The sequence below is a fragment of the Bradyrhizobium sp. AZCC 2230 genome, from assembly GCF_036924495.1.
Lineage (GTDB): Bacteria > Pseudomonadota > Alphaproteobacteria > Rhizobiales > Xanthobacteraceae > Bradyrhizobium > Bradyrhizobium rifense.
In genome coordinates, this window is sequence record NZ_JAZHRS010000001.1 from 1,235,281 (window position 1) to 1,252,791 (window position 17,511).

The 17,511-nt window shown below is 64.5% G+C and carries 15 protein-coding genes; 8 read left to right on the top strand and 7 right to left on the bottom strand.

Going from position 1 to position 17,511, the window contains the following annotated elements; genetic code table 11:
• Positions 1–14 precede the first annotated feature (14 nt).
• Entirely contained in the window at positions 15–833 is an 819-nt protein-coding gene (gene mazG, locus V1280_RS05910) for a nucleoside triphosphate pyrophosphohydrolase (protein ID WP_334520312.1), read from the bottom strand.
• A 126-nt stretch (positions 834–959) separates the two neighbouring features.
• Between mazG and queC the strand changes: the two genes are divergently transcribed.
• Positions 960–1,673, top strand: a complete 714-nt coding sequence (queC, locus tag V1280_RS05915) for a 7-cyano-7-deazaguanine synthase QueC (protein ID WP_334520315.1) — start codon at positions 960–962, stop codon at positions 1,671–1,673.
• A 169-nt stretch (positions 1,674–1,842) separates the two neighbouring features.
• Here the strand turns inward: queC and V1280_RS05920 are convergent, their stop codons facing one another.
• Genes V1280_RS05920 through nthA form a run of 3 tightly spaced genes read right to left on the bottom strand, consistent with a single transcriptional unit; the run spans position 1,843 to position 3,508 of the window.
• A complete protein-coding gene (locus tag V1280_RS05920) occupies positions 1,843–2,220 on the bottom strand; it encodes a nitrile hydratase accessory protein (protein WP_334520318.1) in 378 nt (125 codons plus the stop codon).
• The gene (gene nthB, locus V1280_RS05925; RefSeq protein WP_334520322.1) at positions 2,220–2,879 is read right to left on the bottom strand and encodes a nitrile hydratase subunit beta; all 660 of its coding nucleotides are present in this window, start codon (positions 2,877–2,879) and stop codon (positions 2,220–2,222) included. The genes V1280_RS05920 and nthB overlap by 1 nt, the downstream gene beginning before the upstream one ends.
• Positions 2,876–3,508: a nitrile hydratase subunit alpha gene (gene nthA / locus V1280_RS05930; protein ID WP_334520325.1), complete on the bottom strand. Its 633-nt coding sequence runs from the start codon at positions 3,506–3,508 to the stop codon at positions 2,876–2,878. Before nthA ends, nthB begins: the two co-directional genes overlap by 4 nt.
• Before the next feature lie 122 nt (positions 3,509–3,630).
• On the opposite strand from nthA, the gene V1280_RS05935 reads away from it, so the two are divergent.
• The 4 genes from V1280_RS05935 to V1280_RS05950 all read left to right on the top strand — a co-directional run bounded on the left by V1280_RS05935 (position 3,631) and on the right by V1280_RS05950 (position 8,051).
• A complete protein-coding gene (locus V1280_RS05935; protein WP_334520328.1) occupies positions 3,631–4,437 on the top strand; it encodes an enoyl-CoA hydratase/isomerase family protein in 807 nt (268 codons plus the stop codon).
• Between the two features lie 108 nt (positions 4,438–4,545).
• Entirely contained in the window at positions 4,546–6,021 is a 1,476-nt protein-coding gene (locus V1280_RS05940; RefSeq protein WP_334520330.1) for a DASS family sodium-coupled anion symporter, read from the top strand.
• 244 nt (positions 6,022–6,265) lie between these two features.
• On the top strand, positions 6,266–7,396 hold the full coding sequence (locus V1280_RS05945; RefSeq protein WP_334520333.1) for a methionine ABC transporter ATP-binding protein: 1,131 nt from the start codon (positions 6,266–6,268) through the stop codon (positions 7,394–7,396).
• The gene (locus V1280_RS05950; protein ID WP_334520336.1) at positions 7,386–8,051 is read left to right on the top strand and encodes a methionine ABC transporter permease; all 666 of its coding nucleotides are present in this window, start codon (positions 7,386–7,388) and stop codon (positions 8,049–8,051) included. The genes V1280_RS05945 and V1280_RS05950 overlap by 11 nt, the downstream gene beginning before the upstream one ends.
• 33 nt (positions 8,052–8,084) lie before the next feature.
• Here the strand turns inward: V1280_RS05950 and V1280_RS05955 are convergent, their stop codons facing one another.
• Positions 8,085–8,609 carry a helix-turn-helix domain-containing protein gene (locus V1280_RS05955; RefSeq protein WP_334538188.1) on the bottom strand — a complete coding sequence of 175 codons (525 nt, stop codon included), beginning with the start codon at positions 8,607–8,609 and terminating at the stop codon, positions 8,085–8,087.
• Between the two features lie 248 nt (positions 8,610–8,857).
• Here V1280_RS05955 and V1280_RS05960 point away from each other — a divergent pair, with 248 nt between their 5' ends.
• Positions 8,858–9,673, top strand: coding sequence for a hypothetical protein (locus V1280_RS05960; RefSeq protein ID WP_334520339.1), 816 nt, complete (start codon positions 8,858–8,860; stop codon positions 9,671–9,673).
• 51 nt (positions 9,674–9,724) lie between these two features.
• Here the strand turns inward: V1280_RS05960 and V1280_RS05965 are convergent, their stop codons facing one another.
• Positions 9,725–10,906, bottom strand: coding sequence for a calcium-binding protein (locus V1280_RS05965; RefSeq protein WP_334520342.1), 1,182 nt, complete (start codon positions 10,904–10,906; stop codon positions 9,725–9,727).
• A 162-nt stretch (positions 10,907–11,068) separates the two neighbouring features.
• Complete coding sequence (locus V1280_RS05970; protein WP_334520345.1) at positions 11,069–12,262, bottom strand: M24 family metallopeptidase; 1,194 nt, start codon at positions 12,260–12,262, stop codon at positions 11,069–11,071.
• A gap of 292 nt (positions 12,263–12,554) precedes the next feature.
• Between V1280_RS05970 and V1280_RS05975 the strand changes: the two genes are divergently transcribed.
• Entirely contained in the window at positions 12,555–14,213 is a 1,659-nt protein-coding gene (locus V1280_RS05975) for a carboxylesterase/lipase family protein (RefSeq protein ID WP_334520348.1), read from the top strand.
• Positions 14,214–14,416: 203 nt separating this feature from the next.
• Positions 14,417–17,500 (top strand): ATP-binding protein, encoded by a 3,084-nt coding sequence (locus V1280_RS05980; protein ID WP_334520351.1) that lies wholly within the window; start codon positions 14,417–14,419, stop codon positions 17,498–17,500.
• The last annotated feature ends 11 nt before the right edge of the window (positions 17,501–17,511 follow it).

Consider the following 17,511-nt stretch of genomic DNA (forward strand, 5'->3'; position numbering starts at 1 on the left):
GCACGCCCTCTTATTCAGGTAGCTGTCTTCGCCGCATTCCACAGCGCGTCCATCTCCGCCAGCGATGCCTGCTCCGGGGTGCGCCCCTGCGCCTCCAGCGCCCGTTCGATGAACGCAAAGCGCCGTTCGAACTTCGCGTTGGTCGCGCGCAGCGCGGCTTCCGGATCCGCATCGACATGGCGGGCGAGGTTGACGACGGCGAACATCAGGTCGCCGGTTTCTTCCGCGATCTCCTGCTTGTCGTTGCGATCCAGCGCGGCCTCGATCTCGTCGGCTTCCTCGCGGATCTTTTGCAGCACCGCGCGCGGGTCGTTCCAGTCGAAGCCGACGGTGGAGGCCTTGCGCTGGAGCTCCATGGCGCGGGTCAGCGCGGGCTGGCCGGCCTTGACGCCCGACAGCAGCGATTTGTGCCGCGGCGTTGCCTCCGGCGGCCGGCGCGCGGCGCGCTCGGCTTTCTCCTCGGCCTTGATGCGGTCCCAGACTTCCTTGACGTGGGAGGAGGCGAGATTGCCGTTCTTGTCGGCGAAGACATGGGGATGACGCCGGATCATCTTTCGCGTGATGGCCTCGACGACATCGCCGAACGCAAACGCGTTCTGCTCCGAGGCCATCTGGGCGTGGAACACCACCTGCAGCAGGAGGTCGCCGAGCTCCTCGCGGAGATCGTCGAGATCGCCGCGGTCGATGGCGTCGACCACCTCATGAGCTTCCTCGATCGTGTAGGGCGCGATGGTCGCGAAATTCTGCTCGAGGTCCCAGGGGCAGCCGGTCACTGGCGTGCGCAGCGCAGCCATGATCTCGATCAGGCGGGAAATGTCGCGGGAAGGGGTCATTGCGGGGCAGTCTCCTGGGTCCAAAGCCTTATGCCAAAAGCGGGCCGCCGTTCCCAGCGGCGGCATGCGGAACAGGCCGATTTCCACCGATTGGCGGGCCGCTTCCGCAGTGCTAAAGCCCGGGCCATGAGTGACGCATTTTCATCACAAACCGCGCTGGTGCTGTTCTCCGGCGGCCAGGATTCCACCACCTGCCTCGCCTGGGCGCTGAGCCGCTTTGCGCACGTGGAAACGCTCGGGTTCGAATACGGGCAACGCCACGCCGTCGAGCTCGATTGCCGTGACCGGCTGGTCGAGGGCATCAAGGGCTTGCGTGCCGATTGGGCGGCAAAGCTCGGCGAGAGCCATACGCTGTCGATCCCGACGCTGGCCGCTGTCTCAGAGACAGCGCTGACGCGCGACGTCGCGATCGCGATGGGCGCCGACGGCCTGCCGAACACCTTTGTGCCCGGCCGTAACCTGGTGTTCCTGACCTTTGCCGCGGCGCTGGCCTACCGGCGCGGCATCACGCACATCGTCGGCGGCATGTGCGAGACCGACTATTCCGGTTATCCCGATTGCCGCGACGACACCATTCGCGCGATGCAGTCAGCGCTCTCGCTTGGCATGGCGCGCGCCTTCGAGCTGCATACGCCGCTGATGTGGATCGACAAGGCCGCGACGTGGAAGCTGGCGCAGGATCTCGGCGGCGATGGGCTCGTCGATCTCATCCGCGAGCAGTCGCACACCTGCTATCTCGGCGAACGCGGCGCGCAGCATGATTGGGGCTATGGCTGCGGCGAGTGCCCGGCGTGCAGTTTGCGGGCGAAGGGGTGGCGGGAGTTTGTGGCGGGGCGGTAGCGCAACTCTCTCCGTCGTCACCATTATCTCCGCCGTCATCGCCCGCGAAAGCGGGCGATCCAGTATTCCAGAGGCGCTTGTGAGATACGGGGAGGCCGCGGCGTACTGGATTCCCCGCTTTCGCGGGGAATGACACCGTTATGTCGGCGGTAGCGTGCCTCTTCCGACGCTACCGAAAATCCTCGTCCAGCAGCTCGATCGGCTTGCCATGCGGCGTCCGATCCGCGGCGTGGTCCCAGGCGTCGCGATATCGATGCAGCGTGTCGATCGACGCGACGCCCTTGCTTGCGACGAGGCCCTCCAGCGTGGCGAGCCAGTGCAGATAGTAGGTTTCGCCCGTATCAGGGTCGCCGGCGGCCTGCGCGCGCTTGATCTCCTCGGCCAAGGCTGCGGCCCATTCCGGCCAGGTGAACACGCCGCGGTCATGCAGCGTCAGCGCCATCGCAAAGGCATGCGCTTCCCAGGGCGCGCGGAACACTGGGCCGTCGTCATCGCGCGGAATGCTTGGAATGGCCGCCGTCGCTGCGGCGGCAGCGCTGCTGCTCATCACGCCGGGTCCAGATAAGGCTCGAACGCGTCGATCGAGACCTTCAGGGTCGGATCACCGTCCGCGCCCCAGAGGTCGCGGCCTTCGAACACGACGGTGTAGAGCCATTGCGGATTTTCGCCGAGCTCCATCGCCGCCGAGTCCGGAAACACGTGGCAGCCGTGGTTCAGCTCGACCACGCCGACATGGCCGCGCACATAGCGCGGCAGCCGGGTGTGCGTCGTTGGATGGATGTTCCTGGCGCGGACGCGGTCGCCGATGTTGAACCTGGCCGACGCTGGTGCAGGGCGGGCGAACTTGCCGCGCACCATCGAGCGCTCGACACCATCGAGCTCCAACTTGCCATGCTTGAGCGCCTTCGGGGCTTGCATCGCGCGGCCGGCGGCAACTTCCTCGCGGGTGAGGTAGCCCTTCTCGATCAGCATCTCCTCGAGACCGAGGAACCACTTTTTGTAGTAGGAGCTGGAGAGGTAGACATGCGGCGGCAGCGTCTCGCGATAGAAGCGCGAGGTGTCGATGTTGAAGGCGCCGGCCGCACCCATCGCACGCACCATGGCCAGCACGCGGCCTTCCCACTCCTCGTGGAACACCGGCTCGTTGGGCTCGGGCTCGACCTTGCCAAAGCCGTCCATGCCGCCCATGTCGTGCACGCCGTTCACGACGGCGCTCCGGGCGTCTTGGGAAAGCCGGTACCGATCATCGAGTCGCGCGTCACGAGGTTGGCGAGTTGCTCCTCGCTCCAGCCTTCCGTGCCTGCGGGGCGCATCGGCAGCACCAGGAAGCGCGTCTCTGCGGTGGAATCCCAGACCCGGATTTCCATGTCCTTCGGCAGCGTCACGTCGAAATCGGCGAGCACGCCACGCGGGTCTTTCACCGCGCGCGAGCGATAGGGCGAGGCCTTGTACCAGACCGGCGGCAGCCCGAGCATTTCCCAGGGGTAGCAGGAGCACAGCGTGCACACGACCATGTTGTGCCGCTGCGGCGTATTCTCGACCACGACGAGATGGTCGCCGACGCGGCTGACATGGCCGAGCGTGCCGATGGCCTTGCTGCCGTCCTCCAGCAGCGCCTGCTTGAACGCCGGATCGGTCCAGGCCTTGGCGACGACGCGCGCGCCGTTATGCGGACCGATCTTGGTCTCGTAGGCCTGGATGATGGCGTCGAGCGCGGCCGGCTCGACATAGCCTTTTTCGGTCAGAATCGTCTCGAGCGCGCGCACGCGCAGCTCGGTCTCCGATAATTCCGAATGATCGTGGTCGTGATGATGATGGTCGTGATCGTGGCTCATGGCGAAAGACTATGCGAATCCTTCCCTGCCTGTCGAGGGCTCGTTGCAGCGCAATCCAGCCACGTATTCGTGACGCCGTTTGTGCGCTACGATCAGGCGAAAATCGGCCCCGGAGACGCTCCATGAAAGACTTCGTCAAGATCGAGAAAGGCCTCGGTCCCGAGGGGCGGATCGCGGTGGTGCGGTTCGACCGTCACGACGGCATCAATGCGTTGTCGCCGGAGGCGCTGCGCCAGCTCACCGCTGCCGCACGCAGTTTCGAGGATGATGCGGCGACGTCCGTCGTGGTGCTGACGGGGAATTCGGGCGCGTTCAGCGCCGGCTTCGATCTGAAGGACGCCGAAGGACGCTCGCGCAAGGAGATGGATCTCGGCGCGCTGCGACGGCATCTCAAGCTCGGGCCGCACCTGACGCGTGCCTGGCAGGAGATGGAGCAGATCACGATCGCGGCGATCGAAGGCTTTTGCGTCGGCGGCGGCGTGGCGCTGGCGGTCGCGCTCGACTTCCGAGTCATGGGCAGCGACGCACATCTGCGCGTGCCCGAGATCGGGCTCGGCATGAACATGAGCTGGCAGAGCATCCCGCGCATGCTGCATCTGATCGGGCCGGCCCGAACCAAGCAGGCGGTGATCCTGGCCGATGAGCGCATCTCCGCTGACGAGGCCTATCAATGGGGCCTGGTCGAGCAGGTCGTCGACCCCGGCTATGCCTTCGACGCCGCCATGGATCTGGCGCGCAAGGTGGCGGCGCAGCCGCCGCTCTCGGTCGCCATGACCAAGCTGACCGTCAACCGGCTCGCGCATGCGCTGGACGATCTCGCCAGCCACATGGATGTCGACCAGTTCGCGCTGGCGAGCCTCAGCGAGGACCACAAGGAGGGCGTCGAGGCGTTCCTCGGCCGCCGCAAGCCGCGGTTCAAGGGACGGTAGACTCCAGGCCATTGATCACGCCGCGGACAATCCGTATACGCCGCGTGGGGACAAAACGGCCCGGCCAACGGGCTGCACGATACCAAGACGATTGAGGGGGGAGGGCGCATGACCGCCAGTTCACAGGCACCCGAGGCGAAAGGCTTTCGCTGGAAACTTGTTGCGCCGCTGGTGGTGTGGCTGGCGATCTATCTCTTGCCGGTGCCGGCGGGTCTCAACGTCAATCAGTGGCACTATTTTGCCGTGTTCGCGGCCGTCATCACCGGGCTGATCCTGGAATCGATGCCGGTCGGCGCGGTCGGCCTGATCGGGCTGACGGTCGCCGGCGTCGGCGGCTATATCGATCCCGATCCCAACAAATCGCTGCGCTGGATGCTGGCGGGCTTTGCCGAGAGCACGGTGTGGCTGATCGTCGGCGCCTTCGTGTTCTCGATCGGCTACCGCAAGAGCCAGCTTGGCCGGCGCATCGCGCTGGTGCTGGTGCGGCGGCTCGGCACCAACACGCTCGGCCTCGGCTATGCGGTGGCGATGTCGGACTTCCTGCTTGCACCCGCGACGCCGTCCAACACCGCGCGCAGCGGCGGCATCGTCTATCCCATCATCAGCAACATTCCGCGCATCTACGGCTCGGAGCCCGGGCCGACCGCCGGCAAGATCGGCACCTATGTGATGTGGACCGCGTTCGCAGCGACTGCGATCACGAGCTCGCTGTTCTTCACCGCACTGGCGCCGAACGCGGCGGCTCTCGCGATCGCCAAGAAGACGGTCGGTGTCGATGTGAGCTGGGGCCAGTGGTTCATCGGCTTCGCGCCGCTCGGCATTCTCCTGATGATCCTTGTTCCGCTGCTCAGCTACGCGATCTGCCGGCCGGAGGTGAAGCACAGCCCGGAGATCTCCGAGTGGGCCGCGAAGGAGCTCGCGGAGATGGGCCCGATGTCGCGCAACGAGTGGATCATGCTGGCGCTGATCATCCTCGCGATGTTCCTGTGGATCGCCGGCTCGAGCCCGGACATCTACGTGCCCGTGCTTGGTTCGAACTTCGTCAATGCCACGACCGTCGTCTTCATCGTGATCTCGCTGATGCTGGTCACCGGCGTGATCGAGTTTGCCGATATCGTCCGCGAGAAGGGCGCTTGGGAGGTGTTCTTCTATTTCACCTCGCTCCTGACGCTGGCTTCGGGACTGAACGAGATCGGCTTCATCAAATGGCTCGCGAACGAGTTCGCAAAACCGCTCTCGGGGCTTTCGCCATCGACCGCGATGATCCTGCTGGTCGCGCTGTTCTTCTGGATCCACTATTTCTTCTCGAGCATCACCTCGCATGCGGCGGCCGTGCTGCCCGTCGTGCTCGCGGTCGGTTCCGGCATTCCCGATCTGCCGGTCCCGACGCTCGCCGCGCTCTGCATGTATTCGCTCGGCCTGATGGGCGTGATCTCGCCTTACGCCACGGGGCCGGCGCCGATGTATTACGGCAGCGGCTATATCGGCAAGGGCCAGTTCTGGGGTTTTGGGTTGATCTTCGGCGTGCTCTATTTCGCGGGGCTACTGGTGATTGTGATGCCCTGGCTCGCCATGGTTCGGTGAGTCCCGCCGCAAACTGATCCCCGGCAGACGAATCTTCTTCCAAGGCGGGGGATTGGGAAAACTTCGCCCAATCGCCTGCAAATATCTGAAATTGCAAGAAAGACTGGATCGCGCGATGGTGTGCTGCAGTGCAGCGTCGCCATTGGGTGCCTGCATTGCTCCATCCCCGTCGCTTGGATAGCGACCTGGTTCTCGTGCGCCTTTCGGGCGGGCGAGCTAAACATCGTGCATGAAAGCCGCTTCCATGAATGCGCACCCATCGCTGGTGATCGGAGAGCCGGTCGAGATCCCTGACGCCGCGGCTGAACCGGAGGCGATGGTTCGTTTCGAGAACATCTCGAAGACCTATCCGGCCTATCGCGGCAAGCCCGGCGTCGACGCGCTGCAAGGCATCGATTTCGCGATCGCGCGCGGGTCCATCACCGGCGTGATCGGCCGCTCCGGCGCCGGCAAGTCGAGCCTCGTGCGGCTCATCAACGGGCTGGAGAAGCCCACCACGGGCCGTGTCGTCGTCGACAACAAGGACATCTCGGCGCTCACGGGCCGCGAGTTGCGGCTGGCGCAACGCGCGATCGGCATGATCTTCCAGCACTTCAACCTGCTGTCGTCGCGCACCGCCGCCGACAACATCGCGCTGCCGCTGGAAATCGCCGGCTGGTCCAAGGCCGACATCAAGGCCCGCGTGGCCGAGTTGCTCGACCTCGTCGGCATCGCCGACAAGCACGACCGTTACCCCTCAGAGCTCTCCGGCGGCCAGAAGCAGCGCGTCGGCATTGCGCGCGCACTGGCAACGCGGCCGAGCGTGCTGCTGTCGGACGAGGCGACCTCGGCGCTCGATCCGCAGACCACGCGCGCCATCCTCGATCTGCTTGCGAACATCAACCGCGAGCTCGGGGTGACCATCGTGCTGATCACCCATGAAATGTCCGTGGTGCGGCAGCTCGCCAAGGAAGTCGTCGTGCTCGACGCCGGACACGTCGTCGAGAGCGGCCACGTCGCTGATATCTTCACCCATCCGAAGCATCCGATCACCCAGTCGTTCCTGGCCGAGGTGACCGGCGACAGCCTGCCGGTTTCGCTGGCCAGCCGGATCGTGCAGGAGCCGGGCAGCCACGCCGTGATCCGCGTCCAGGTGCGCGGGGCAGGGGCGGGAGACACGCTGATCGCACGGCTCGCCCGCGAACTCGGCCTTGACGTTTCGCTGCTGTCGGCGCGCATCGACGAGATCGGCGGCCAGCACGTCGGCTCGCTGGTGCTCGGCATTCCTCTAAGTATTTCTTGCGGCCAAGAAATACTTGATGGCGCGGCGACGCGCACGCTGGCCTGGCTGTCTCAATATCAATTCCCGGCGGAGCGTCTCGGCTATGTCGCCTGAACTCATCAACCTGATCGTCCAGGCCACCGGCGAAAGCCTGTACATGGTCGGCATCGCGGCGCTGCTCGGCACCGCCTTCGGCCTGCCGCTCGGCGTCTTCCTCGCCACCAGCCGCAAGGGCGAGCTGTTCGCGGCGCCAGCCGTCAATCGGGTGCTCGGCATCGTCGTCAATGCGACGCGCTCGACGCCGTTCATCATCCTGGTCGTCGCCATCATCCCGTTCACGCGGCTGATTGCCGGCACCTCGATCGGCTCGACCGCGGCGATCGTGCCGCTGGTGATTGCGTCCACGCCGTTCATCGCGCGCCTGGTCGAGGCCGCGGTCCGCGAGGTCGATGGCGGCCTGATCGAGACCGCGTCCTCGTTCGGGGCCTCGCCGATCCAGATCGTGTTCAAGGTGCTGATCCCCGAGGCGCTGCCGGGTTTGCTGCTGGCGCTGACGCTCGCGGTGGTCAGCCTGCTCGGGTACTCCGCCATGGTCGGCGCCGTCGGTGGCGGTGGTCTCGGCGATCTCGGCATCCGTTACGGCTATCAGCGCTTCATGCCGGAGATGATGCTGGCCGTCGTGGTCGTGCTGATCGCGCTGGTGCAGCTGGTCCAGAGCGCGGGCGATTATCTGGCGCGCCGGGTCAACCGCCGCCTGCGGCACCGCTGACCATGCCGGCGGCGGCTCGTACCGCCACAAGAGCTAGCGGAGGAGGGCCTCTGCGGCGTCATTCGCATGCGGCTCAGCCGGGGGCAAGTCAACCGACGCCGGGCCTGCAACGAGACTGTCGAGATCGACCAGCAGCAGATCGGCCATGTGGGTGAGCTGGTGGAGCGGGATGCTGATCTCGCCGTTCTCGGCGCGTGAGACGAACTCGGGCGAGACGCCGACCAGGTTCGCAATCTGCGCCTCGGTATAGCCACGCGCCTCGCGCGCGCCTTTGACCTGGGCGCCAATATGCTGCCGGTGCAGGGCCTGCTCTTCCTCGGTCATCATGAGGGCTTGCTCATCCGCGCTCGCGACGCCATTTGCGAACGCGACGCCGAGCAGCCGGCGCTTCTGCCAGGCCACACGGCAGGTCTTTCGCAGGCCGTCGGCAAAGACCAGCGTCGCCTCTTTCGGAAACGACAGCGACCAGTCGAGCTTCAGCCGTGCGCCGGTGCCGGAGACATCGGCGATGGTGCAGGGGATGCTCACGGTGCCCCTGGCGCCGTCGAACTCGATGATCCCGGTTCTCGCCGTGGATTATCTGGTCGCCGCGCGCAATTCGCTCATGGACGTCGCCCCCGGATGCCCAGCACCTGCTGAAAATCTGCAGCCGATTTTACCTCTCGGGTTCCCTGCGCTCAATCGAACCCGCAAGCCATGGTGAAGGATTGGTTCTCGAACCGGCAGGGCGCGCCGCCGGGGATGAACCTTCCGGCCCGGCAACGCCACCAAGACTGGAGATCGCCTCCAGCTTTCCGGACATCGCAATGAGATCGCTCGCCTTGCTCTGCCTGCTCGCCTTCGCCACATCAGCACATGCGGCGTCCCCGGAGCAGCACTATCTGGACCTGCGCGACCGCTACATCGCCAAATTCTCCAAAGCCAAAGAGAGCGACGAGACCTTCAAGCAGCACGGTGCAGCGCTCAACGAACTGACCGGTATCCTGCGCGGCCTGGTCGGTCCCGTCACGATCAAGAGGCTCCAGGCCGACGGCAAGTCGAACGCCGACACGCTGTTCAAGGGCGACAGCGGCTTTGGCCATCTCGACGGGCTCGGCTTCGCCACGGAGGGCGACAAGCAGCAGGCCGTGGTGACCACGACCGCGCTGCTCAAGCACTGGCTGCGCGAACACAGCAAGGACGGCATGCCGCAGGAGATCGATGCGGCGTTCAGGTCGGACCGCTTCTACTATCAGGCGATCCAGGACTCAGCCTTCGCCAAATATGCGGAGCTGCCGATCACAAAACCCGCACCTGCGAGCGTCGCCGTGGCCGTGCTCGGCGTCCGCGGCAATGGCGATTTGAAGGGCCCGCCGCATGAGATCGACGTGGTCGCAATCCAGGGCGAGAAGGTGTTCTTCCTTGCCGCAACCGATGCCATCAAGACGGCCGAGATCCCGGCCTGCGAGAAGGTCTGGAAGCAGATGATGGCCAGGAAGGTCCCGGAGGACTCCATGGCGAGAGAAGACCAGGCGATGGATGCCTACACAAAATGCTTCGCCAAGGAGGCGCCGGGCCAGAGTTGGTTCACGGCGGCGGTGAAGAAAGCGCATAGCCAGTTGGACATGCTGCCGCTGCGGTAAGGCCGAAGCGCGCGCCATGCAGAAACAGTCATCAAAGCAATTGCGGCGCGCTCAGATCGTGAAATCCCTCGCATGGGGGTCTGCCGTGTGGACGCCGGCTAACGTAATCGTGTCGTTGGCCGTCAGATGGATCACGGCATTTCCCGAGCTGTCATCGCTGATCAGGCTCGAGAGCGCCTTCCAGCTCGCGAAGCCATAATCATGCAAATTGATCACATCGTGCTCTGGCGCCGTGCTGCCGACAGCGCGGTTGCCTTGATCGAAATCATGGATCACATCCTGGCCGGAGCCCTTGTCGAAGACGAACTTATCGTTGTTCGGCCCGCCCCAAAGCTGATCATTCCCGGCCCCGCCGTTCAGGATATCGTTGCCGCCCTTGATCGAGCCGGGCGCGGAAGGAGCGTAATGCAGGGCGTCGCCGACCAGGGTGTCGTTGTGCGACCCGCCAATGAGGACATCGTTACCGCCGCGCGCATTGCCTGACATGGTATCGGCGTCGCCGATCAGCGTAACGGACTGCGAACCGTTGGGATCGCTCACGCCGAAAGAAGCCGTGAGAACGTCATTGCCGCCGCGAGCATCGCCTTCCAGAAAACCTGCGTCCCCATACAGCGTGGCGCCTCCGTTCTCGGCCTCGCTTCCCACGATGAAGGTGAGGACGTCATTGCCGCCGTGCGCATGATCGGTCATGGTGATGGCATCGCCGTAAATTCCCGCGGAGCCGTCCTGGTTAGCCTCGAAGGCGAGCAGCGTGTCGTTGCCGCCATGGGTGTGTCCCGTCATGGTGGCGCCATCGCCGACCAGAGTGTTGGACGATCTGCCCCCGAATACCCCGACGATAGTGTCGTTGCCTCCCTTTGCGTGATCCGACATAACGCCTTCGGTGTCTCCATAAAGCGAAAAGCTCGTGAAGACAGAGTTCTTGCTGCTGGCATAGAGCGTGTCATTGCCACCCTTGGCGTGGTCAAGCATCGATTGCGCATCGCCGTCGACGATGACGGTGTCCTCGAAGCCTGCCAGGCTAACCGCGAGCGTGTCGTTGCCGCCGTGGGAATGACCGTCCAGCGTCGCGCCGTCGCCGACGAGATTAAGAAAGGTCTGGGTGCCTATGCTCACCGTGATGGTATCGTTGCCGCCGCGGGCATTGGTCGGGAAGTCGGGATCTCCGAACAGCGTTTCGAACTGCTGGTCCCCAATCGTGAGCGTGATCGTGTCATCAGGCAAATGGCGCATGACAGCAACTCCGAATTCGTTCGCGGAAGCCGGCGGTCGGAAAAAAGATATCGCTCGCGAAACACGGCGACCGTGCGGCGATGGTGAAGGCTACCAAGGGTTGATGACGGAGATTTGCCGAGAACTGGACGTCATTGCGGCGCACGAGATGAAGCCGCAGGGCTACGCGCTGAGACCCAAATTCCAGCCACGGCCACCCTCGCCAAAGATCTCGTGGCCCGCCGGCGTCACCACGACGGTGTCTTCAAGCTTGATGAAGCCGCGCTTGGGATGCTTCATCGTGGTCTCGATCGAGACCACCAGGCCGGGTTCAAGCGGCAGCCTTGCATCGACATCATCATAGGGAACCGGACCCGTGGCAGTCAGGCGAGGGGCCTCGTGGCTGACGAGGCCCATGCCGTGGGCCAAAAACTCCGTGCAGCCGCGCTGGCTGATCTGGGCGAGCTGCCGTTCGGCCGCGACATAGATGTCGCCGCCCATGGCGCCCGGCCTGACCGCGGCGAAGGCGGCGCGCTGGACCGCTTCGATCTCGGCGAGATAATCCTTCAGTTCGGTATCCGGCTCGCCGAGCACGGCCATCCGCGCGAGGTCGCCGATATAGCCGTGATAATTGCCGCCGGAATCGAGCGACAGCACGTCGCCTTGCTCCCAGCGCTGCGACGATGGCGCCCGGTTGTGGCTGCTGCCGCAAGCGAGCAGGCAATACTCAAACGTCAGCCCGCGGTTGGCTTCCGCGACACGCAATGCATCCGACAATTGCTGCTTGGTGGTGCCCGGGCCATGCTGCGAGATCACCTCCAGCATCGATGCGATCACGAGCTCCGAGGCTGTCTTGAGCTTGGCCAGTTCCTCCGCCGACTTCACCGCGCGCAGCCGCTCCAGCACCAGTAGCGCGTCCTTGAGCTCGGCGCCGGGCAGGGCCTCGGCCAGCGCCTTCCCTGCGTCCATCGGCAGGAACGCCATCTCGACGCCGATCCGCTTCATCGGCACGCCGGCATCCTTCAACGTTGCGACGGCGCGCATCACGGCGTCGACCGAGCCGTTGGACTCGGTCCGAACCTGCTGCACCCAAGGCGGCGCCACCGCGCGCTGGTGGGTTTCCAGCCTGTGGCCGATATAGGCGGCTTTCTCCGGCCCACCCTTGGGATAGACCAGGACCGGCAGATAGCGGCTGATGCCCATGGCATCCATGTAGTCGAAGAAGATCGCGCGCTCCGCGCCGAGCAGGTACTGCACATTGTGCTTGGACGTCGCGATCAGAACATCGAGGCCTGCGGCCTCCATCAGGCGATCGAGCTTGGCGGCATCGAATGGAATGGCGTGCGAGCTGCTGGTGCGAGCGATGTTCTCCTGCATGACGAACTCCCAAAGGTGGCGCGGCTTGAGTGGCTGCGTCCGTTGTCCGGCGTTCCTGGACACGGATTGTGAGCCGGGAACGGGGTTCTGGATAGCCCTGGCGTCGGTCCAGGCTCCTTCTTCACCTAGGAGTGAGCTTGCCGACGCTCACCCGGCCATCCGGTGCAACATGCCGTTTTGTTCTCAAACCATTCCGATACGGCATTAGTGCTCGGGCCTGCACTCGTCCAATGTAGTCCGCAAATCAACAAGAGAGCCATCGGCAACGACCGATGGCCGCGCGGAGGAAACCATGAGGCTCAGCAGGATGCTTTCCGTTGTCGCTTTGGCAGGCCTGACCGTTTCGCCCGCCATTGCCCAGACGCCAGATGCCGCCATCGCCGTGGAGGGCGGGCAGATCCGCGGTGTTGCGTCCGACGTTGCCGGGGTGTCCGTCTACAAGGCGGTTCCGTTCGCTGCACCACCGGTGGGCGACAATCGCTGGAGGGCACCGCAGCCCGTGGTGCCCTGGTCTGATGTCAAGGACAGCAGTGCATGGCCGAACCGGTGCACCCAGCTCGCCAGCGCCAATCCGCCGGGGACGTTCTACTTCAATGAATATTATTGGGACCCGGCGAAGGATCCCAAAGACAGCGAAGACTGCCTCTATCTGAACGTCTGGGCTCCCGCGAAGCCCACCGGCACCGCGCTCCCGGTGATGGTGTACTACCACGGTGGCGGCAACCGGCACGGCAACAATTCCGAGATCGAGTTCAACGCGGCCAGGCTCGCCGCCAAGGGCATCATCGTGGTCTCGGCGGCCTATCGGCTGAACATCATGGGCTTTCTCGCCTTGCCCGGAATGAAGGAGGAGGGCGCCGGAAACTTTGCGATCCTCGACGCCGTGGAGGCGCTGAAATGGGTGCACAAGAACATCGGCGCTTTCGGCGGTGATCCGGGCAAGGTCACCATCGCCGGGCAATCGGCGGGATCGCGCAATGTCAGAAGCGTTCTGTCCACGCCGCTCGCCAAGGGCCTGTTCCAGCGCGCGATCATGCACTCGAGCCCGACCGTGATGGCGCAGCCGGGCAAGCCGAACTACGTGACGCTAGCGGACAAGACGGCCGCAGCCGGTCCGGTCTTCGAAAAGTCATTCCCCGGCAAGAGCCTCGACGATCTCAGGAAGCTGCCGGCCGAAGAATTCTACAAGGATCCAACCAGGATCGACGCCATGTATGCCGTGACCAGCAACATGTACGCGGTCATCGACGGTCACGTCCTGACCACGGACTCGGTCGACCTCACGAAGGAGGGCGCCCTCAACGGCGTTGACGTCATCGTCGGCACGGTCGCCGACGAGCGGACGGCGCTGGACGGAGCACCGGAAAAGGTCATGGACATCGCGGCCTTCCACGCCTACTGGAAAAAGCTGCTCGGCGAGGAGCTCTACGCCAAATATTCATTCGAGAAGCTCTATCCAGCTTCAACTCCGCTCGACGCCTACCGTCAGCACCTCAAGGCCCAGGCCGACCTTCTGCTCGAGCAAAACCGGATCGCGGGCTCGCTGCTCACGGCCAGAAACCCCGCCAGCAAGGTCTACGTCTTCTACTTCAATCATCCGACGCCCGGACGCGATCGCGAATTCTACGGCGCGTGGCACTCATCGGACCTCTGGTACACCTTCAACTCGCTTCGCAACGAGCCCGGTCAACGCCAGTGGGCGCCCTCAGATTTCGAGCTGGCCGAGCAGGCCTCCTCGATGTGGGCCAATTTCGTTAGGACGGGCGATCCCAACGGCGAGGGCTTGCCAGCCTGGCCCAAGGCAAGCCGCTCCAACAACGGCACCTACATGTCATTCAACGAGACTTCTACCGGCGCGACCAGCGCCTCGCCATATCTCGGCACGACCGCGGAGCGTCGCAACGCGCTGTTCCACGATTACCAGATGACGTTCTACGGCGTGAGTGAGTAGACGGGGCGAGATCGGGCTACGCGCTGACGATTTGGTCGGCTGCTATCATCACGGAAATGGCTGCGGCTTTTGAATGGGTTAGACTGGTTTCGAGGTAACCGCGCCGGCGACGTTCACCTTGTACTTGCGGGAGGGTAGCCGGGATTCTACGGATGTGTATGATGCCTTGCGGCATCCGGTCTGGCGCCAGCTAGGGACCGTGATTGCTGTTCGGCACCGAGCTGGCCTCAACAGCGACGATGAGTACGCAGACCCGCGAACTGAAGGGCGAACGTCATCGATTGACGGTGCTTTTCTCTGACCTCGTAGGGTCCACCGCCCTTGGCCGGGATATCGAGTCGGAGCATCTTTCCGAGCTGCTGGGCCAGATGCGGGATATCTGGCATCGCGCGGTAACCAAGCATGGCGGTCGCGTCATCAGAACCCAGGGAGACGGTGTCCTCGCCGTGTTCGGCTATCCGCGGGCGGGCGAGGATGATGGTCGTCGTGCCGCCGAAGCCGCGATCGATATTCACCGGTGGGTCGGGTTGTTGCGCCACGACGGCGTGTCGCCGGCCCTGATGCCGCTTCGCATGCATTCAGGTATCCACGCCGGGACCTTGCTCTTGACGGAAGGGGATATCGAGTCCGGCCGGTATGACCTGATCGGCGATGTCGTGAACACGGCGGCGCATCTGTCGAGTCGGGCTGCCCCGGGCCAGATCCTCGCCAGCGTCGATGCCCTTGGGCCGCATGCGAATTTCTTCGAACTCGGCGCCCCGGTTCAGGTGACGGATGCGGGACCGGGGATGCCGCAGGCGTGCGCGGTGCTGCGGCGAAGCATGGTGACCCGACGGTTTGACGCAACGTCCCGGCGCGGCTTGACGCCCTTCGTTGGGCGCAGCGAGATCTTCCACTTTCTGACGGACTTTCTCGATCAGCCACAGCCGTCCTCGCAACGTTGCGCGATCGTCGTCGGCGGTCCCGGGCTCGGCAAGACACGGCTTCTGGAAGAAGTGCTGCACCACTGTGACACCGATCATTTCAAGTTGCTGCGGGGCAGTTGCGAGAGCTATGTCGATGCAGAGGTGCTGCAACCGTTTCTGCAGATGCTGCGCGCCTATTTGGGAATACGACCGGACGCATCCATCGCCGAGGCCGACGATGCAGCCCGTGACGCCCTGCAGCCATGGCTCGCCCAGCTCGGTCCAAGCGCAGAAGCAATCATCGGACTCGCCTCGACCGGCGCCGATGCGCGCGGCGGCCGGATAACGGTCGATGGTGTCGTCGGTGATCTGCTGGGGTTCTTTGCGGTCTTGTCCGCGCAGGGCGCGCTGGTGATGGTGATCGACGACTGGCAATGGTCGGACGACGCGAGCCGGCAGTTGCTGGAGAAACTCCTGCAGTTGCCCAATGGACCGCGCTTTATCCTCGCCGCCCGGCCGCGCGACGACGGACTCGAGTGGATTTCGGGCGCACCGCACATGCTGCTGCAGCCGTTCGAGGGACCGGAAACCGAAATAGCCGTACGACGCTGGGTACCACAAGCCGATCCCTTCGGGGTGGCCCGCGTTCACGCCTATGCCGGCGGCGTACCGCTCTTCATCGAAGAGCTGTGCCATTCCATCGCGGCCAATGATCCCGCGTCGTTCGAAATGCGTAGCAAGCAAGGCGGATGGATCGCAACGCTGGTCGCCTCCCGCTTGGCGCGCCTTCCGCCGAACCAGATCAGCGTAGTCCGCGCCGCGGCAGTCATCGGCAACACGGTGCCGAAGGGGTTGCTGATTGCGGCCTGCGGCAACGAACCCGACCCGACCACGGTACGGGCTCTGGCGGATGCCGATTTCCTCTACGCCGATCCTGTCGGCGATGTCCTTCGCTTCAAGCACGGAATTACGCGCGACGCTGTCTTCGACACCATTGGCTTGCACGAGCGTCAGACCTTGCACAAGCGCGTCGAAGCCAATTTGCTGGCGCTGTCCGAGCAGGCCGATCGTGAAGACACGCTGGAAGCCCTGGCCTACCATTCGCGAGGTGCGGGCCATTGGGAAAACGCAGCCCATTATGCCGAACGCGCCGGCGATAAGGCCATGGCAGCATTCGCGCTGGACCTTGCCCGGTCTCAGTATCAGGTCGCCTTGGAAGCGCTGGACCGGGTGCCGGATCGCTCGCGCGAGCAGTCCCTGCGCTGGTGCCTGCTGGCGAACAAACTCGGCATGGTCAACATCTTCGACCCGTTGTCGCTGACCGACGACACCACGGTGTTCGAGCGAGCGGTGGCGATCGCGACCTCGTGCGGCGACACCGCTGCTATGGTCAGCGCATATGAGTGGCTCGGCTACATGTGCTACGGCTTCGGCCGCTTTCGCGAGGGTGCAACGCACACGCGGACAGCTCTGGATTTGGCACGCAAGCTCGGTGAGCCCCGCCTGATCGCCCACATGGAAGCTACGCTCGGCCAGATACTCGCCGCAAGCTGCCAATACGATGAAGCCATAGCCCTGATCGACGCTGCAATCTCGACCAAGCAGCAACGAAGCCGGCGGCACGGCGCCATTTCCTTCGGCGCGGCCTACGCGCTGTCGTGCAAGGGCGGCATCCTGGCGGATCGCGGCGATTTCGACCGCGCGCACGAATGTTTCAGCGAAGCGATGGCTCTGGTCGATGGTTCGACCCATCCGGTCGTCAATTCAGTACGCAACTGGATTTCGGTCGCGCTGGTCTGGCAAGGCCGCTGGCAGGAAGCGGAGGAACTGGCCGTGGAGGGCGCGCGCGCCGCCGAGAACACGCGCAGCCTTCTGATGCTGGCGGCTTGCCGCGCAGCGTCCGGATTTGCCCGCTGGTCGGCGGCCGGCGATGCCGACGGCTTGCAGCAGTTGCGAAACGCCGCGCAATGGATGGAGCGGCGCAACTTCCACTTCTACACGTCCGTTCAATATAGCTGGCTGGTCGAGGCGGCCGCGGCCGAAGGCGATGTCGATACGGCAAGGCGGTTCGCCGCCCATGTCCTCGGCCGCGCGCGCGAGGGTGAGCGGCTAGGGGAGGCGATGGCATGCCGCTCGCTTGCGAAACTTGCGGCCCGGCGCCGAAACTTTGGACGAAGCCAGCGCTGGTTGCTGCGGGCCGAAAGCTCGGCAGGCTGGCGCAGCTCGCTGCGCGATGCCGCTCTGAATCTGGCCACGCGCGCTGAGCTTCTCGCGCTGCAAGGGCAAGACGAAGCGGCCCGCCAGACCGCAGCGGAAGCCGCCGAGAAACTGCACGCGCTTGGGATGCATTGGCACGCGGAGCAGGCAATTCGACGACAGTAGCTGACGGACCC

Excerpts from the sequence above, each read along its gene's own strand:
- queC (WP_334520315.1), top strand. The coding sequence starts at position 960 with ATGAGTGACGCATTTTCATCACAAACCGCGCTGGTGCTGTTCTCCGGC.
- V1280_RS05965 (WP_334520342.1), bottom strand. The coding sequence starts at position 10,906 with ATGCGCCATTTGCCTGATGACACGATCACGCTCACGATTGGGGACCAG.
- V1280_RS05950 (WP_334520336.1), top strand. The coding sequence starts at position 7,386 with ATGTCGCCTGAACTCATCAACCTGATCGTCCAGGCCACCGGCGAAAGC.
- V1280_RS05970 (WP_334520345.1), bottom strand. The coding sequence starts at position 12,262 with ATGCAGGAGAACATCGCTCGCACCAGCAGCTCGCACGCCATTCCATTC.
- V1280_RS05975 (WP_334520348.1), top strand. The coding sequence starts at position 12,555 with ATGAGGCTCAGCAGGATGCTTTCCGTTGTCGCTTTGGCAGGCCTGACC.
- V1280_RS05935 (WP_334520328.1), top strand. The coding sequence starts at position 3,631 with ATGAAAGACTTCGTCAAGATCGAGAAAGGCCTCGGTCCCGAGGGGCGG.
- nthA (WP_334520325.1), bottom strand. The coding sequence starts at position 3,508 with ATGAGCCACGATCACGACCATCATCATCACGACCACGATCATTCGGAA.
- V1280_RS05960 (WP_334520339.1), top strand. The coding sequence starts at position 8,858 with ATGAGATCGCTCGCCTTGCTCTGCCTGCTCGCCTTCGCCACATCAGCA.
- mazG (WP_334520312.1), bottom strand. The coding sequence starts at position 833 with ATGACCCCTTCCCGCGACATTTCCCGCCTGATCGAGATCATGGCTGCG.
- V1280_RS05945 (WP_334520333.1), top strand. The coding sequence starts at position 6,266 with ATGAATGCGCACCCATCGCTGGTGATCGGAGAGCCGGTCGAGATCCCT.
- V1280_RS05940 (WP_334520330.1), top strand. The coding sequence starts at position 4,546 with ATGACCGCCAGTTCACAGGCACCCGAGGCGAAAGGCTTTCGCTGGAAA.
- V1280_RS05920 (WP_334520318.1), bottom strand. The coding sequence starts at position 2,220 with ATGAGCAGCAGCGCTGCCGCCGCAGCGACGGCGGCCATTCCAAGCATT.